We start from the raw sequence: 16,929 nt of genomic DNA on the forward strand, positions 1-16,929 counted from the left end.
AAATTAAATTCATAAATGATGAGTACAAACAATCAGATCAGTGTAGAAATCCCCCAAACCGTATTAGACGAGGTCAGCCAGAAATTACAGGACTGTAAAACCTTACTTGCCCCTTACCTGAAAGCCCTTACTGCAGACCAGCGAAAATCGCTGTTCAAGATGGGTGACAAAACAGTCGCTACGGTGCAGAAAGTAAAAAGTTACCTGGAAACCAATCCGGAATTTGCACCTGCGTATATGGATAAAGCCGAGTTTCTAAAAGATGAAGCTGTGGTGACGGGACTAAGCCCGCTTTCTAATCTTACCGAACAATTGTCTTCTGATATAGATGATACCGTTATGCTTGCAGGCAGTGAAGCATTAATGGCATCCATGCTGTACTACGGAACGGCGAAAGAAGCCGCTTCCAAAGGGGTTGCCACCGCAAAACCTGTGTATGAAGATCTCAGCCAAAGATTCAGCAAGAAGGGAAATAAAAACTTTCCTGCCAAAGACTAAATAATTAACCATCAGATTCTTCTGTGTATTGTATAATAGCTGGAAGAATCTTTTTTATTTACAATAGTTTTGATGGAATGATTAAAAGCATCTTGCAAGACTCTTTTTGCATCTCCGGAGAGCTTAAAAGAATCTATTTTAATTCTTTTTTGCATTACCGCACACAAAAAAAGCATCTCGTGAGATGCTTTTTTTATATTGTTAGTTATTCTGAGACTTTAGCGCCTTATTTTCTTCCCGCAACCGCTGGTTTTCTTCTTTCAGGAGTGCAATATGCTCCTGAAGGCTTTCTATAAGTTTATCTGAGGTGTGATAGTTGATCGTCTGGTTTTGAATTACCCCCACTTCCATTATCGTTAGTCGATTCATTATTATTATTCACTTGTACATACCCTTCTTCCGGTTTAAGAATATCGTCAATTTTCACCTCAAGCGAATCGCAGATTTTTTCGATATGGTTGATCCACGAGTTGGTTTCACCGTTTTCGATCCGCTGGTAGGTGAGCGTGAGATGTGCAGCTTCTCGGCAAGTTCTTCCTGTGAAAACCCTTTTTCTTCGCGGTATTTTCTTATTCTTTTTCCTATGGTTGCATTCATGGCTGAAAATCTGTTTTAGCGTAGCACAAATATAATTTTTTTCCGAACATAATCATGCATCAAAAACAGGGCATTGCCTCTGTGAAAAATTTTCGCATCTTTGTCAGATTAAAAAATTTATATTTAGCCCCTAAAACAACATAAATAATGAAAAAAATTAATGTTTTAATGCTTATTGCATTGTTATTCTTAGCATTCAGCTGTAGAACTGGAATAGAAGCTGACTCTATTTCAGATTCTGCCATTCCTCACAAGAATTCTTCCAAAATAAAATTCCAGCAGTTTCAATCGGAAACCCAGATAAAAGATTTCAGTACATTTCTGGACCTGAGTTCTGAAAAGAGAAAAACAGCAGCTCATAAAAATGGAAATATCTTAGCGGCATATAATATAGATACTGAAAACATCAACAAGCTTGATTTCAGTAACCACCAAACCTATACGTTCCGTGCTTATAATATTTTTGAAAGCCCTGAAAATATTTATAATGTACTGTACTATAAAGGGAAAACCAAATGGGAATTCAGCCTTTTTAAAATCATCAGAAACCCTCAAAATAAAACTGAAAGAATCATTCCCATCTATGATTCTTCTGTAGGTGAGATTACAACAACAGAAAACCCTGTTTCAGGAAAAACTTCCTGCATGGCCGATATTTACTTTACAGAATTTCATTGTACTTGCCCTCCAAGTTGGGGATCGTGCGACCTGTGCGGTGAGTGTGTATCAGAAACTCATTCTACTGTGCTGTATGACTGTGGCGGTGGTGCAGGAAACCCTGTTTTTAATACTTCTCCTTCGGGACTTCCTATCATTTATCCGGGAACAGTGCACGATACCAATAATCCTCCGGCATATACTCCAATACCTCAAAATCCAAGCCCATATTATTTTGATCCCAACATTCCGCCTTCGATCGATGCAGGGTATGTAAGAGCAGTAAGATCAGATAATTTCTGGTCTCAGCTTGATAATAATGGAAAGAACTGGGAACAGCAAAATCCGGAAACATATAATGCTTTGTTAGAAAACTATCTTACTCATTATACTATTCCCAATAATACTGCTAATCTGCAATTTCATAATTGGGCAATTTCTTTTTTGAATGAAAATCCTACGACAACTTGGGAGCAGTTTCAAAATTGGTTTATAAAAGCTGATGGAAGTCCAAAAATTATTATCAATACTAATAGCAATAGCAATGCGTTGACATTTAACAATATGGAAGAATTTAAAAACTATATTGTAAGTTTTAAAGATTCTTTCATACCTGATAGTTCAAGTTTAGAGTCTATTAATAATACAAATATCACCAAGTTTAAAGCTAAATTTGATATATTAGTTCCAGTTTATTTAAATATTCATGCAAAATCAATACTTGAAAATCCAAATACCTATGCAACTGAATTTGATTTATTAGAAGTCAATTCTTTCAAATCAGGAATTTCAACATTTTTAACATGGAATCAGGACTCGTATAGTCACAATGTAGATGGACATGTAGTTGAAATAAATTTGAATGGACATTTTGATATCGGTGTGAAAATAGGAGATTTAGATTTTACATACGCAGATAGTTACATCATAAAGGCAAAATATAATAATATTACAGGAAATGCAATGAGCATCAGCGGAACACCAGATTAATAATTATAATTATGAAAAAAGATATAATACATAGTGGGACTGGATTAATTATATGGCAGAGTTTTTTAATACTTTGCTTCGTATTGTTCATATTTTTAATTTTTAGACTTTATAAATATTTTAAAAGAAATAGATGATCAATAAAAAGATGCAGAAGATTTCTGCATCTTTTTAATATTAATTATCGGAAATTTAATATGAATAAATTAAAATATATTTTTTCATTCTTTTTTTTAGTTTTTTTCATAATTGGTTACGCTCAATCAAAAGATACCGTTTTCATAAAAAAAAACAAAAATCAAAGAATTTATTTTTTACAAAATAAAAATTTGAATTATTATAATACATTAATTGATTTTTCAGATTTTAACATAAATGAGCATACACAAAAAATTAAATCATTAGGAATAAATTCAAAATGGATACGTATTTATAAGTATAAAAATGAATATTATCTGTATATCCCTTGTGATGACATGAATAATACAAAATATCTAATTGATGATTCTAGTTTACAAATAAAATCATCAGAAATATTAAGTTATAGAGTGTGCTCAGTAAAAAGAAAAAAAGAAAAAAAGAAAATAAAATTATTCAATATAAAAACACTAACACCAACAAAAAAATTGTATTAACAATTATACCTATTAATAAAGAGAAGGGGATTTATAAATTTATAACTGATGAAGAAAGCCTTCATTATGAATTTTTAATGCTTGAAATGAATCAATACAAAAACTATAAGGTTATTGTAAATGAATGTATTAATTCTAAGGTTAGCGAATTTGAGTTTGATAAATAAAATAGCTTTACTAGAAGTCTTTAAATTTGGATTTCATTTAAAATTCAAATTTATTTAAATTCAAACAAGAGTATACTGACATTATTTGTTGGGAATAGATGGATTTAATTTACTCGAAAGATGAAATTAGATTACAAATAAGTTACCTTCAAAAAAATGAAGATATGTGTAAGTTCCTAATTTCCAAATCTCCTGTGAAAATTTAAAATAATATAAACTGCAGAATGACCTGCAGTTTATATTTATAACATAATTAAAATGAAAAAAATATCTTTTTTTTTAATATCTATTTTTTTTATCTTTCTTTTATCCATAAAAGGTAAAAATTCTATTATTTCTACTTGCTTAAGTTACTATGAAAGTAAAGAATTAGCTTCAATTGCTCAAAAGCTTTATAAGCAAAAAGTTAAAGAAGATAAGAAAATTTGGAGGAAATGATTAAAACGTCAACTATAAATTTAAAGGAATAAATAAAATACAAGTTATCCATTAATATGAAAGCATTTAAATTATTAGTATTATTCCTGATAAGCCAAGATGAACAGATGTGCATTTAGGCAGAACAACAGGCGATTAAATTTGACATGAAAAATGTGCTTCCGATCTACGAAGAAATGTATAAAACGACGATCGAGAATTTCACATCGGTCTCAGAAAAATCGCTCACTCGATAATTTTAAGTTCCCATACAATAAGCCGTTTTAAATGTAATATTTAAGACGGTTTTTATTTTTATTTCATAAATTAGTAGTTACACAAACACAACTCATGAACGAAAAATTATTACAATACCTCTGGAATTACAAGGTTTTCAAGCAGTTTAATTTTAAAGATACTGAAGGAAACGAGATTGAGATCCTTGATTTCGGACAATGGAATACCAACGCCGGACCGGATTTTCTGATGGCGAAAATTAAAGTAAAAGACGTCATTTTTGCTGGAAATATTGAACTTCATGTAAAATCTTCAGACTGGATTTTTCATAATCACGCACAGGATCCCAACTATCACCATATTATTCTTCATGTCGTTTATCAAAATGATGCAGACATTCCTGAATTAAAGGAAAGAAATATTCCCACTCTGGAATTGAAGGAATATATCGACGAAAAAATTTTCGTTAAGTACCAAAATTTGCTGAAAGACAACCCGTTCATAGCCTGCGAAGAAATTTTTAAGCCTGAAAATATCCCAATTGATTTTTATGATGAAGCGGTATTGAACAAACTGGAAGAAAAGTCTCTGGAACTGGAAGAAAGCCTGCGAAAATATAAAAACAATTACGAAGCAGTGTTATTCCACAGCCTTGCCTACTCGTTCGGTTTAACCGTCAATGCGCAGATTTTCAGGCAGATTGCAGAAATCATCGATTTCAGCATTATTTATAAAATCCGTCAGAATAAAAATCAGCTGGAAGCATTATTGTTCGGAATTTCCGGGTGGCTGGAAAATCCTCAGGACCAGCAAATGCAACTGTGGAAAAGAGAATTTGATTTCCTGAAAGCTAAATTTAATATTTCAGATCTGAAAATTTCCCCCAAATTTTTAAGATTGCGCCCTCCGAATTTCCCAACGATCCGTCTTTCACAGTTGGCAGATCTTTATCATCAACACCAGAATTTATTTTCAAAAGTAATTCATGCAAAAAACACGGATGAACTCACAGCGGTTTTTAAAGATGTAAAGGCATCCTCTTATTGGGATGATCATTTTAATTTCGGTAAAATATCTCCCGTTAATCAATCCAAAATGCTGAGTAAAGATTTTATTGAGCTGATTATTCTCAATACCATTTTGCCTTTGAAGTATGCGTACGAAAAATATCAGAAGGAAGAAATCACCGATGAAATTCTTACGTTTTATAAAAGCCTCTCACCGGAAAAAAACTCAGTCACGGAAAACTGGAAAAAATTAAACCTCAAAATACACAACGCATTAGAAAGCCAGGCGCTGATTTATCATTACAAAAATTTCTGTTCAGCAAAAAATTGCTTACATTGCAGTATCGGATTTAAAATTTTAAAAGAGGCTTAATGATGCTTAACAACATTCGCCATAAGATGGAAAGAGAATGGTTTGGGGTGCTTACAAGAATGGGCGCCAAACTGGGGATTCCCGTTTCTAAATTAAGGGTTTTCTTCATCTACTCTACCTTTGCAACGGCAGGTTTCTTCTTTTTAATTTATCTTGGTTTAGCGTTTACGCTCTGGATCAAAGATATTTTTATTACCAGAAGACCCAGCGTTTTTGATTTATAATGAAATATGGAATTTATACACATCACTTCACCGGAAGATTACCGAGTTCAGGAAATCTTCGATTCATATTCAGTTACTTTTCCCGAAGATGAACGGAGGGAATGGAACCAATTTATGGCTTTATTTAAAAATCCCAAGGTCAAGGTAATTTCGGTATTGCATGATGCTCAAAACATTGGGTATCTCATTCTGTGGGAATTATGTACGGCTGTATTTGTAGAACATTTTGAAGTTTTTGAAGCCTTTCGGGGTCAGAAATTAGGTTCACAGGTGACCGATTATTTATCTGCAAATCATCCGAGAATCGTTCTTGAAGTAGAATATGAAAATGTAAATGAAGCTGCAAAAAGAAGGTTCTCATTTTACCAGAAAAACGGTTTTCAGCGTATTGATGAAATGTATATACAACCTTGCTACGGAGAAGGCAAAAAACCATTATCATTATGGCTTTTAGCCAATTACCCGCCTGAAAACCTTCAGGAACTGAAAGATGAAATCTATGATATTGTGTATCATTAATTGAACTTAAATCCTATTATTTTTGAGTTTGTGGTGCTCTGTATGAGGAAATCCTCACTAAAACCGCCCGTTGGAATCTCATAAGATCAGGATCGCTTACATATCCGTATTTGAGAATATTTTGCCGTTCATAACCGCCTGCAAATACATAGTAAATAAAATGCTGAATCTGGGATTTTTCAATTTTAAGATCGGTGAAATACTGTTCTCCCAAAGCAGACCGCAGATAGCTCATCAGATCCAGGTCATCCCATTTGTTTTTAACTTTACCGATGGAAAAGCCCTGTCCTTTCGGCTGTACAAATTCTCCCGGCCTGGCTGCCAAAATCCTGGGATCAGATTTTTGAGCTATATAGATATCCAGATCTTTCTTCAGCTTTTCTACTTTACGCGGAGGATTTAAGTTTTTTGTATCTACTTTCAAATCTCCGGTCAGCGCTTTTTTAATTTCTACCTCATCAATCAAAGTGGCCATTCTGATCAGTTTGACATTCAAAGGTGATTCTATATTTTCTGCGGTCACCATTGTGTTGAATCTTTCATAGCCATTTTTAATGAAACGAAGGTTATCACCTGCTCTTCCGGAAATCATGAAATGGCCATCCCTGTTGGTAGAAATTCTTTCATCAGTGCGGATATTGATTACGGTGACATCCGTCATTTCAATATTTTCTTCGGAAACGACTTTTCCGAAAATATAATTCTGGGCATTGATTTTAAGAAAGAAAAAGACTGAAATAATAAAGAGTAATTTTAATTTCACAGACTATAGTTTTATACAGCAAAACTAAAGTTATTTTCACATGAAACCAGAAGTTTAACCACCATTAACGGTTTTAAGGTATTTTTTAGAACTTTAGCCTGTAAAACTGTTAAATACAGAAAGCCAATTGTTAATTTTTGAACTAAATTTTAGCTAAATTGCAGTCTAAAATCCTTTTGAAAAATGCAGAATTCTTATACCGTAATCAACGCCTCGGCAGGTTCAGGGAAAACGTATGCACTTGTACAGAGGCTTTTGATGATTTGTCTGCGATATCCCAATCAGCAACACGCTATCCGGAATATTCTTGCCCTTACTTTTACCAATAAGGCCGCCAATGAAATGAAGGAAAGAATCCTTTCCTGGCTTGGAAATTTCACTAAAGAAGATTTCGCTGAAAATACAGATCTTAAAAATATTCAGGCTGCACTAGAAACTGAAGGAATCAGAATTACGATTGATGAGCTTCATCACCGCTCAAAAAAACTTTTAGATTACGTTCTTCATAATTATTCTACTTTAAATATCGGAACCATTGACCGTTTTAATGCTCGACTGGTCCGAAGTTTTTCTTACGAACTCGGTTTGGCTAAAAATTTCAATCTGGAAATTGAAGCAGAGCCTTTTCTTATAGAAGCCGTTGATAAAATGCTTGATCAGATCGGGGAAAACGACAGCATTTCACATTCTTTTATGGATTATGTAGATTACAGCCTTGAAAATAACGAAAGAATCAATCTGAATAAAAACCTGTATGATTCTGCCAAAGAATTCGTGAAAGACATTCATTATGAACATCTTAAAAATAATAAAAGTTTTGATGATGATAAATATGAAGACATTAAAAACACACTTCGTAAAGAGATTGCTTTCAATAAAAAACGATCGGTAGAATTGGCATTACGCTCTATTGAGATATTTAAAGCGAAAAATATTGATATTGAAGATTTTGCGCAGGGAAAAAATGGCATCGGAGGTTTTTTTACCAAGATTTTAGAATTTTATGATAAAAAAAGACCTGCATTTCCGTTCCCGACAACGCAGGAAGAATCTGTTGTCAACAATTACCGGAAAGGAGCTGCTACAAAATCTAAACATAAAGAACCTGAAATTCTGAAAATCCTAGATCAGCTTCTAGACAACAGAATGCAGCTGATCTTGCTGTTTATAGAAACCCAGAAAAAGGAGAAAATATTATCTGCTTTACTGCCTTTAAAAGTCAATAAAGATATTCAGGATGAGTTAAGGAAAATTGAAGAGAGCAATGATCTTGTTCTACTTTCAAAATTTAATATCCTGATCAATGAAAATCTGAAAAATGAACCCTCTTCTTTTATTTATGAAAAAGTGGGATCTCAGTTTCAGCATTATTTTTTTGATGAATTTCAGGATACTTCACAACTGCAATGGCAGAATTTTATCCCGTTGCGGGATCACAGTGTTTCTACAGAGAATACATCGTTTACCTTAGTCGGAGATCCGAAGCAAAGTATATACAGGTTTCGCGGCGGTGAAAGCAAACTGATGCTCGATATTATCAATAAAAAAGAAATATCACCCAAAGAAGCTGAATTATTAATTTTAAAAGACAACTGGAGAAGTGCTAAAAATATTGTTCAGTTTAATAATGATCTGTACCGTTATCATTCTGCTGTTCTGGAAGAAGAGCATCAGAATATTTTTGGGACTGATGCCGAACAGAGCTCAAAATCATCTATTGAAGGCCGGGTAAAAGTAAATCTGATTGAAAATCTCACCAAAGAAGATTTTTATAATGATGTGTCCGAAAAAATGAAAAAAGATATTCAGGAATGTCTGGATAACGGTTTTAGATTTTCTGACATCACCATTCTCTGTCGTGGAAATTTTGATATTTTCAGCTATTCACAAAAGCTGGGAAATCTAAAAGTACATTATAAAGGCGAAGAAACCAATATTAAAACCATTTCTGACAAGGGCCTTACTTTAGAATTATCTGATACGCTTCAGGCAGTTATAGCCTTTCTCCGGTGGGAAACGAATCCAAAAGATAAAACCCATCTCATTATGCTGATGTTTTACCTCAACAGATTGGGGAAAATCGCTATGCAGGATTTCACTCTGGAGATGAAAACCATTCTGGCTTTCAGTACTCATGAAGAGATACAGGAATTTCTTCAGTTACGGTATAATGTAAAGCTTAAACAGGATCATTTTCCAAAGTTTAACCTGTATAATTTTGTTGAATATTACATCAATGAATTTGCATCGGAAGGAAAAGAAACCGATTTCCTTTTAAATTTTCTGGAAATGCTGTTTAATTTTACCCAGAATGCAGGTGCAAGTACGAAAGAATTTTTAAAATACTGGGACGAGGAAGCTTCAAAATATACCATTCAGGCTTCTGAAAACATTGACGCGATTCAGATCATGACCATTCATAAAGCAAAAGGATTGGAGTTTCCAATCGTTTTTATTCCGCTGGAAAACAAAAATTCTGACAGTCAATTCAACAACTGGTTCGAGACGGATGGTGATGAAGCTTTAAAATCGGTGAATATCAATCAGTTTAATAAAAATCTTGAAGTGTATGATCCTGAAATCGAGAAGTTTAACAAAGTCAATTCCTACAAAAATTTTGTAGACCGGCTCTGTCTGCAATATGTAGCTACAACACGACCGGTTGAACAGCTGTTCTTTTATCTTCAAAAACCAAATAAAACGTCAAATAATCTTGAAATTTTAGATTTTCTTCAGTCTAAAAACCCTGAGAATCTTGATGATTTTGATCTGTATGCAACGCATCCTGAAATGCTGAAAAAGCATATGAAATATAAAGCTTCATCGTATCAGACGAAAAACATTAAAACCCTGAATAATCAACACGAGAAAAGCACTTCCATAAAAATCGCAACTCCCTCGAAAACTTATCAGGAACGGAATCAAAAAGTAAGGACGGGAATTTTTGTACATGAGCTGCTTTCCAAAATAAATACGGAAAAGGATATTGAAAAAGTATTGACAGGATATGCCCTGGAAGGACAAATCACCCTAGATGAACAATCAGAAATCCATCAGGATCTGAAAGAAATTATCAATACTTATTCTGAATTTTTTGATGAAAAATGGGAAGTTATTAATGAAAGGGATATTATGATTTCTGAAAATGGAGAGAGTAAGGTCTACAGACCCGACCGTATTCTGAAATGTAATGACGGGTATATTATTCTGGATTTTAAAACCGGACAGGAAACCGAAAAAGACCTTAGGCAAATTGAGTTTTATAAAAATGTAATGGAAAACCTGGGAATGAAAGTGCTTAAAACTCAGCTGATTTATCTGTAAATGATTTCGGCGGCACCTTTGGTGCCGCCGAAATCATGACTATATTCAAAAATTATGCGTTTGCATCTGCTACAAATACTCTTTTTGCCAGTTCCTGATCAAAAAGATATAGTGCAGAAGGGTTATCAGAAACCATTTTGATTTTCGTAACATATTGAGAAGCATTTGCTTCTTCTTCTACCTGCTCATTAATAAACCACTGTAAAAAAGAAGTAGTGGCAAAATCGCCTTCATCATTGGCATTTTTTACAATATTGAAAATACTTTTCGTCACTTTTTTCTCGTGCTCTAATGCTTTTATAAAAATGTCTACCGCATTTTCAAAAAGATGAGGAGGTTTAGGGATCTCTCCAATAATAATCTCTGCACCCACGTCATTCAGATAATCAAACATTTTATCTGCATGCATTAATTCTTCCTTGCTCTGCACACGGAAATAATTCGCAATTCCGTCAAGATCTTTCGCAGAAAACCATGCAGACATTGAAAGATAATATTGTGCAGCATACTGTTCGTTTGCTATTTGTTCATTAATTAATGTTGCAATTTTTTCGCTTACCATAATAAAAAGATTATTTTCAAAAGTACAGAAATTACCATCCAATTCAAAAAAATTAATACAATTTAATATAAAAAAGGATGGAATTGCTTCCACCCTCTCACATTAAAAAATCAAAACTATAAACTATCAATTGACTTGGGATGACGGAGCCGTCTTCATCATTTTTCTTTCTCCTTTTGCTCTTTTATCCTTCATCATTGCTTTTCTTTGTTCCATTTTAGCTTTTTTACCGGCCTGCCATTTATCGTATTGTTCAGGGGATAAAATTTTCTTCATATCATTATCCATTTCCTGTCTCTTGGCTTTCATTTCCTGCATTTTAGCCTGTCTCTGTTCCTTATTTTTTTCGAAGTTCTGCTTCATTTCAGATTGTCTTCTCTCATGCATCGCTTTAATCTGAGCCATTTGAGACTGAGAAAGATTCAGTTCTTTCTGCATTTCTGCCATTCTCTCCTGCTGCTTTTCCTGCATTTTCTGCTTCATCTCTTCTCTGTTTACTTTTCTGTCTTGCGGAGGTAATTGTTGTGCCATTGCAAAACTTCCCATACCGATAAATGCCGCCGCTAATACTAATTTTTTCATTTTTTAAATAATTAATTGGTTTGTTATATCTCTTTGATATTGATTTTTAATGAAAGTTAAAAATTAAAATCATAAAAAAAGTTAAATTATATCATTAATAATTAAATTTTATTGAAATAAATAAAAAAAAGAGAGCAGATTAAAAACCTGCTCTCACACCACTCAAAATAATATATGAAATCTAATTTTTTACTAATCCGTTTCTGAATCCACCGGAACTTCTTCCACCACTTTCGTTTTGTCTCGGCGTACTGTTCTGAATTCTTGGTGCTGAACTTTCGGTTCTTGGGCTTGATCTGAAACCTCCGTTTCCACGGGTTCCGCTATTTTCTGTTCTTGGAGCAGAATCTCTGTTGCCACTGTCTTGTCTGAATCCACCGTTTCCACGAGTACCATTATTATTTTCTGCTCTGGGAGCTGTATCTCTTGTTCCGCTGTTTTGAGATCTGAAACCTCCGGAATTATTTCTTACTCCATGATCAGAATTTCTGAAACCTCCTCCATATGAATCCCCGTTATTATTTCTGAATCCCGAAGATCTTACCACTCTCAACGTTGGATTATCCTGTCCGCGGAATCTGCTTCTGTCTACTCTGTAAATATTGATATTCACATTTCTGTATCGAGGCATTACCCTGAATCTCGGAGTATAATAGGATCTTCTGTAGTTCTGGAAATATACAACCGGGCTGTATCCCTGATAATAATTATTCTGAAAAACAACAAATAATCTCGGTCCTAAAATTCTTTCCATCGCGTAAAACCTGTCATAATACCATCTATCTGGATTGTATCTGTAAAAGCTGTTCCAGGAAGAAAAGCTGGAGTACAGGTTATTCAGGTACAGAATCTGATCTATTTGCCAACGGTTGAGCCTGTATTGCGAAAAGAAGCCGTTCCAGTTGATATTTACGACACTGTTTCTATAATCGTTGTAATAACTCTGATAATATTCTGATGGGTAATAATCCTGAGGATAATCATAATAGTAGTCATCCGGAAAATAATTTTGATCATCCTGATCAGAATAATAGCCGTCATTATTTCCGTACCCATTATTATTTCCGTATCCGTTGTTTCCGTACCCGTTATTGTTTGGATATTGCTGTGCAAACGAAAAAACCGTCATGCTTAAAGCAAATCCCAAAAGTATTTTTTTCATTTCTATAATCATTACTTGTTTAATATAGCAGAACTCTCATTCTTATCTTTTTGATACCAATACAAAAAAGAAGTTAAATCCTAAGATCAAACTTCTTCTTTAAATATTTTAATGAATTGATAATCAAATCAATAATTTTTCTAATTTCTGCCGCTATCTTTTATCCAATCCGAAATTTTGTGGTTAAATGATGTATTTTCCATTAAATTTTCGATATTTAGATGCATTCTGTACCGCCAATAGTGGGGAAATACTGCGGGATTGTTAATTCTTTCATTTTCAACATTGGGGTTAGCGAGATTTTCATCTGTTGAAAGGAATTCCTGCAACGGAAAAACAGCAAGCATAGCATCATTATACAGATGCTGCTTCATAATGATTTCAGCTAAAAAGGGATTTAAGTCCTGAGGAGCATTTCCATATTGCGTGAGCTGATGATTATAATATTTTTGAATTAAAGTATGATCTTCTTTCCACCATTGTCTCAGTGTAGAGCTGTCATGGGAAGAAGCCGTTACTACATTAAGATATGCCGCATTTTTAGGATTGTAAAACGGAATATTTTCTGAGGGCATCCGCTGAACTTTCAGAGCAATAATCGCCAATTCATCCATAACACTTGGGACGCAGTCCGGAACCAGGCCTAAATCTTCACCGCAGATCAGCATTTTGGTAGAATTCAAGATCACCGGAAGCTTTTCCATTGCTTTCTGACGCCAGAGATGATCCTGTCTTTTAAAGAAATAATCATGATATAACTCGTAAATCGCTTTTTTCTCCCAATCTGATAAATGTTTGTAAGAATCTGTCTTAAACACATTGAATCTTGGATGATATACCGTTTCATTGTTCTTTTTTTCCGGTAAAAAGAGTACGTTGGCACAAAGCGAAATGAGTTTTTCTTCTATATTGCCTAAAGGCTTTTTCTTAAAATGGTCTGCCAATTTTCTCTGGGTATCAAATTCTTCTTTGAAAGTGTACGTTCCGTCAAAATTATTATTGATAAATTCGAGTGCTTTATCGGCATCATGTCCGAAATAATTCCAGAGGATAAGATCATTGATGAATGGCTTACAGTACCGGTCAAAGCTGAACGGAATATTTCTCGCTTTAAATTCTTCTAAAACTACAGGTACCGCCGGATAGAAATATCCTAAAATCCCCTGAGTGGCAGAAACCGGCATTCTCCAGATTCTGAAAAAACCAAGAATATGATCAATTCTCATGGCATCAAAATACTGCTCTAATGCTTTGAATCTGTTTTTCCACCATTGATAATGGTCTGCTTTCATGGCCTCCCAATTGTAGGTAGGAAATTCCCAGTTCTGCCCCAGTTCTGTAAACTGATCCGGTGGTGCTCCTGCCTGAAAATCCATCCCGAAGAGTTCCGGCTCTGTCCAGGCTTCTACAGAATATCTGTAAATACCGATCGGCAGATCACCTTTTATCGAAACTCCCAAACCGTGCATATAATCAATGGCCTCTTTTAACTGAAGATGCAACTGATACTGAACCCATGCATGAAGCATTGAGGCATCATAATCTTTGTTTTTCCCTGAAAAGAAAGGAGAAATTTTGCCTGCAATATATTTTTTATGCGTTTTCCAGTCGTTGAAATTTGGCGTTTTATATTTATCCCTCAATACGCAGAATGCAGAATATGGGATGAGCCAGTTTTCATTATCATTGATAAACTTTTTAAAATTTCTGTTTTTATAAATTTTATCTTTTTCTATATTGAATATGGCTTTCAGATATTTCCATTTTGAGGAAATCATTTTTTCGTAATCGATCAATTCCAATGCATTGAGTTCTGCTTTTTCAGTATTATATTCTGCCAAAAGTTCTTCAGGCAGGCTGAATTCAAGCCGTTCAAGCGAAATGTACTGTGGATGCAATGCGTAAACCGAAACTGCTGCATAAGGATAAGAGTCTGTCCACGAATAATTTGCAGTGGTGTCATTGATCGGAAGAATCTGAATAATTCCCAAAGAGGTTTCTCTGGCCCAGTCTGCGAGCTTTTTAAGATCAGAAAATTCTCCAACACCAAAACCTTCCTCGCTTCTCAAAGAGAAAACCGGAACGGCAACTCCCGCTGCATGGTACATTTGATACGATCTGAATTTAAAATAATGATTGGCAACGATCTGTAAAACATCTTTCTGAAGGTTTGGGACTGCAGATCTGTTATCGCCCGTTTCTACATCTATTACTCTGCCATCTTTTTTATCGTAAATAGCATATTTATAGTAAATCAACTGATTTTCAGGAATTTCAACTGACGTTTCCCATATTCCAAAATTGGTCTGGGTTAAATAAATTACCTTATTATAATCCCAGTTTCCTAAGGATTCTGTACTTCCGAACAGTACAATTTCCCAGTCAGGGTTATAAATAGGGGCTTCTATTCTGAATAAATGGGTATGCTTTTTTAAAACTGATAATTTTTTAGCAGAAAATGTGTTCAGCTTATTATACAGAATTTTATTATTGAGATAATTCTCCGGGAAATTTTTATTATTCCATTCATCAAAAATGAGGAATTCTTTATAATTATGAGGGAAATTCAGGTGGTGGGACACAAATTCTTCCCGTAGAATTTTGCCTTTATCATCTACAAGCCGGTATTGGTAGGATATTGATTTTGAGAAATAATCTACTTCACACTTCCAGCCTTCATCGGTGTAAAACATATTATGAATCTTAGTGGGAACATCATCTTCACAGATCTGCAACTGCAGATTTTCACCGGCTTTTGTGTGGTAGCCTACATTAAAATATAATTTCATCTATACATATTTTTGATAAAAATACAGTTTTAAAATTGAAAAACAAATGGTGAGAAAATGAATATTCATTAAAAAACCCCTCACTAAAGATCAGTGAAAGGTTTTTGAAGAAAATAATTCAGAATTTTTTATTTTGTTACAAGAATTTTTTTAGTCAGCAGATTTTTTCCCGATTCTTCGGCAATCGTAACGATATAAGCTCCGCTTACCAGATTTTTAAGATATACCTGTTGCTGCAGATTTCCGTTTTTCACCGATAGATTCTGATTCATTACATTTTTGCCTGAAATGTCAAAAACAGTAAGCTTCAGATTTCCTTTTACAGATTTGTCGTTGATGCTGATGTTGATCAACTGCTCGTCTACTTTTGTAGGGTAAATATCCAGATTGGCAAATACATTCGCAGAAGCATTTTTATCATTGATGAAATATTTGCTTGCCAAATCATAAATATGCATATTCTGATCTCCCGGAAGAGGTTTTGCCTGTAAATCTTCCAAATTTAATTCATATAAAGCCGCTCCTTTTGCACTGGCGATGATCACTTTGCCTTTAGCATTTACCGCGGCGCCGTTCACAGAATAGTTTTCAGGAAGCCCCGAAATTTTACCAATAAATTTTGCCTGCAATTCTTTGGTTGATACTTTAAATACATTTCCTGAAGTGGAAAATACATAAAAATTATTTTGGGCGTCGGCAACCATATCACCCCCGAAACCTGTTTCTATTGAGGTAAAGGAGTTTTTACCATTCAGCGCATCGTCCTGAATAATCCCTAAGTCATCAACGGTATATTGATTGTTTTTTTTGCTGATCCTGATAAATTGCGTTCCTGAATTGTTAATCGCATAGATGTTTCCGTCATATCCGGAAGCCATTCTCGTCATATGAGAATTGATATCGCACGACGTAACTCTTGTAACATTGTTTTCTACCAGAGTAATGTCGTGTGTCTTTTGATTCAGAACATAAATATTGGATGAAAACATGGGCATGTAGACAAGATTATTGTTTGATGAATCGTATGCGAGTGTTGCCAGATTTGTTGCCTGAGAATTGTTGTACGCAGCTTTGTCTTCGGATACTGATGAATTTCTCGTCTGGGAAAATACCTTTGCCTGAGAATCAACCGTGAAAATCTTTTCTCCGGAAGTGCCGTCAGAATTCATAGCTCTAAAATCGCTGAACTCGATTCTTGGAGAATCTTTTCCGGCAAGGGCAAAAAAATCCTGCTGCGCACTGATGGTATTTCCAACCAATAATAAAATAATAGGGAATAAATGTTTTTTCATAGTATTAAATTTAGATTTGTAATTGTTTTACTATGACTAAGTTAAACAATTTTTGAATTGATTACTGAAAAATTTTTAAGGTTTTTAAGAATTTTAGATGTGCGGAATTTTGTCATTCTGAAGAAGGAAAATTT

Annotated in this window: 15 protein-coding genes; 7 read left to right on the forward strand and 8 right to left on the reverse strand. The window is 34.2% G+C overall.

Annotation, left to right across the window (positions count from 1 at the left end; translation table 11 throughout):
* The first annotated feature begins 15 nt into the window (after nt 1–15).
* The gene (locus N0B16_RS06650) at nt 16–498 is read left to right on the forward strand and encodes a hypothetical protein (RefSeq protein ID WP_262989999.1); all 483 of its coding nucleotides are present in this window, start codon (nt 16–18) and stop codon (nt 496–498) included.
* A gap of 201 nt (nt 499–699) precedes the next feature.
* Here N0B16_RS06650 and N0B16_RS06655 read toward each other — a convergent pair whose 3' ends face one another.
* A complete protein-coding gene (locus N0B16_RS06655) occupies nt 700–867 on the reverse strand; it encodes a hypothetical protein (protein WP_262990000.1) in 168 nt (55 codons plus the stop codon).
* 54 nt (nt 868–921) lie between these two features.
* A complete protein-coding gene (locus tag N0B16_RS14155; RefSeq protein WP_368407549.1) occupies nt 922–1,095 on the reverse strand; it encodes a helix-turn-helix transcriptional regulator in 174 nt (57 codons plus the stop codon).
* A gap of 147 nt (nt 1,096–1,242) precedes the next feature.
* Here N0B16_RS14155 and N0B16_RS06665 point away from each other — a divergent pair, with 147 nt between their 5' ends.
* The 5 genes from N0B16_RS06665 to N0B16_RS06685 all read left to right on the forward strand — a co-directional run bounded on the left by N0B16_RS06665 (nt 1,243) and on the right by N0B16_RS06685 (nt 6,321).
* Nucleotides 1,243–2,742, forward strand: a complete 1,500-nt coding sequence (locus tag N0B16_RS06665) for a hypothetical protein (protein ID WP_262990002.1) — start codon at nt 1,243–1,245, stop codon at nt 2,740–2,742.
* A gap of 197 nt (nt 2,743–2,939) precedes the next feature.
* A complete protein-coding gene (locus tag N0B16_RS06670) occupies nt 2,940–3,377 on the forward strand; it encodes a hypothetical protein (RefSeq protein ID WP_262990003.1) in 438 nt (145 codons plus the stop codon).
* 935 nt (nt 3,378–4,312) lie between these two features.
* Nucleotides 4,313–5,578, forward strand: coding sequence for a DUF2851 family protein (locus N0B16_RS06675; protein WP_262990005.1), 1,266 nt, complete (start codon nt 4,313–4,315; stop codon nt 5,576–5,578).
* A 2-nt stretch (nt 5,579–5,580) separates the two neighbouring features.
* Nucleotides 5,581–5,802, forward strand: a complete 222-nt coding sequence (locus N0B16_RS06680) for a PspC family transcriptional regulator (RefSeq protein WP_262990771.1) — start codon at nt 5,581–5,583, stop codon at nt 5,800–5,802.
* A 6-nt stretch (nt 5,803–5,808) separates the two neighbouring features.
* Nucleotides 5,809–6,321, forward strand: a complete 513-nt coding sequence (locus N0B16_RS06685; RefSeq protein ID WP_262990006.1) for a GNAT family N-acetyltransferase — start codon at nt 5,809–5,811, stop codon at nt 6,319–6,321.
* Nucleotides 6,322–6,337: 16 nt separating this feature from the next.
* Here the strand turns inward: N0B16_RS06685 and N0B16_RS06690 are convergent, their stop codons facing one another.
* The gene (locus N0B16_RS06690; protein ID WP_262990008.1) at nt 6,338–7,084 is read right to left on the reverse strand and encodes a hypothetical protein; all 747 of its coding nucleotides are present in this window, start codon (nt 7,082–7,084) and stop codon (nt 6,338–6,340) included.
* Nucleotides 7,085–7,267: 183 nt separating this feature from the next.
* Between N0B16_RS06690 and N0B16_RS06695 the strand changes: the two genes are divergently transcribed.
* Nucleotides 7,268–10,408, forward strand: coding sequence for a UvrD-helicase domain-containing protein (locus N0B16_RS06695; RefSeq protein WP_262990009.1), 3,141 nt, complete (start codon nt 7,268–7,270; stop codon nt 10,406–10,408).
* 52 nt (nt 10,409–10,460) lie between these two features.
* Here the strand turns inward: N0B16_RS06695 and N0B16_RS06700 are convergent, their stop codons facing one another.
* From N0B16_RS06700 to N0B16_RS06720, 5 genes are all read right to left on the reverse strand, one after another.
* Nucleotides 10,461–10,970 carry a ferritin gene (locus N0B16_RS06700; RefSeq protein ID WP_262990010.1) on the reverse strand — a complete coding sequence of 170 codons (510 nt, stop codon included), beginning with the start codon at nt 10,968–10,970 and terminating at the stop codon, nt 10,461–10,463.
* A gap of 126 nt (nt 10,971–11,096) precedes the next feature.
* Nucleotides 11,097–11,552, reverse strand: coding sequence for a DUF4890 domain-containing protein (locus tag N0B16_RS06705; protein WP_262990012.1), 456 nt, complete (start codon nt 11,550–11,552; stop codon nt 11,097–11,099).
* 181 nt (nt 11,553–11,733) lie between these two features.
* A complete protein-coding gene (locus N0B16_RS06710) occupies nt 11,734–12,714 on the reverse strand; it encodes a hypothetical protein (RefSeq protein WP_262990013.1) in 981 nt (326 codons plus the stop codon).
* 140 nt (nt 12,715–12,854) lie between these two features.
* Entirely contained in the window at nt 12,855–15,503 is a 2,649-nt protein-coding gene (locus tag N0B16_RS06715) for a 4-alpha-glucanotransferase (protein ID WP_262990014.1), read from the reverse strand.
* A gap of 128 nt (nt 15,504–15,631) precedes the next feature.
* Nucleotides 15,632–16,795, reverse strand: a complete 1,164-nt coding sequence (locus N0B16_RS06720; RefSeq protein WP_262990016.1) for a T9SS type A sorting domain-containing protein — start codon at nt 16,793–16,795, stop codon at nt 15,632–15,634.
* Nucleotides 16,796–16,929 lie beyond the last annotated feature (134 nt).

This window comes from Chryseobacterium gilvum (assembly GCF_025628965.1).
GTDB lineage: Bacteria > Bacteroidota > Bacteroidia > Flavobacteriales > Weeksellaceae > Chryseobacterium > Chryseobacterium gilvum.

Excerpts from the sequence above, each read along its gene's own strand:
- N0B16_RS06705 (WP_262990012.1), bottom strand. The coding sequence starts at position 11,552 with ATGAAAAAATTAGTATTAGCGGCGGCATTTATCGGTATGGGAAGTTTT.
- N0B16_RS06665 (WP_262990002.1), top strand. The coding sequence starts at position 1,243 with ATGAAAAAAATTAATGTTTTAATGCTTATTGCATTGTTATTCTTAGCA.
- N0B16_RS06700 (WP_262990010.1), bottom strand. The coding sequence starts at position 10,970 with ATGGTAAGCGAAAAAATTGCAACATTAATTAATGAACAAATAGCAAAC.
- N0B16_RS06650 (WP_262989999.1), top strand. The coding sequence starts at position 16 with ATGATGAGTACAAACAATCAGATCAGTGTAGAAATCCCCCAAACCGTA.
- N0B16_RS06715 (WP_262990014.1), bottom strand. The coding sequence starts at position 15,503 with ATGAAATTATATTTTAATGTAGGCTACCACACAAAAGCCGGTGAAAAT.
- N0B16_RS06680 (WP_262990771.1), top strand. The coding sequence starts at position 5,581 with ATGCTTAACAACATTCGCCATAAGATGGAAAGAGAATGGTTTGGGGTG.
- N0B16_RS06720 (WP_262990016.1), bottom strand. The coding sequence starts at position 16,795 with ATGAAAAAACATTTATTCCCTATTATTTTATTATTGGTTGGAAATACC.
- N0B16_RS06670 (WP_262990003.1), top strand. The coding sequence starts at position 2,940 with ATGAATAAATTAAAATATATTTTTTCATTCTTTTTTTTAGTTTTTTTC.
- N0B16_RS06675 (WP_262990005.1), top strand. The coding sequence starts at position 4,313 with ATGAACGAAAAATTATTACAATACCTCTGGAATTACAAGGTTTTCAAG.
- N0B16_RS06695 (WP_262990009.1), top strand. The coding sequence starts at position 7,268 with ATGCAGAATTCTTATACCGTAATCAACGCCTCGGCAGGTTCAGGGAAA.
- N0B16_RS14155 (WP_368407549.1), bottom strand. The coding sequence starts at position 1,095 with ATGAATGCAACCATAGGAAAAAGAATAAGAAAATACCGCGAAGAAAAA.
- N0B16_RS06655 (WP_262990000.1), bottom strand. The coding sequence starts at position 867 with ATGAATCGACTAACGATAATGGAAGTGGGGGTAATTCAAAACCAGACG.
- N0B16_RS06710 (WP_262990013.1), bottom strand. The coding sequence starts at position 12,714 with ATGAAAAAAATACTTTTGGGATTTGCTTTAAGCATGACGGTTTTTTCG.
- N0B16_RS06685 (WP_262990006.1), top strand. The coding sequence starts at position 5,809 with ATGGAATTTATACACATCACTTCACCGGAAGATTACCGAGTTCAGGAA.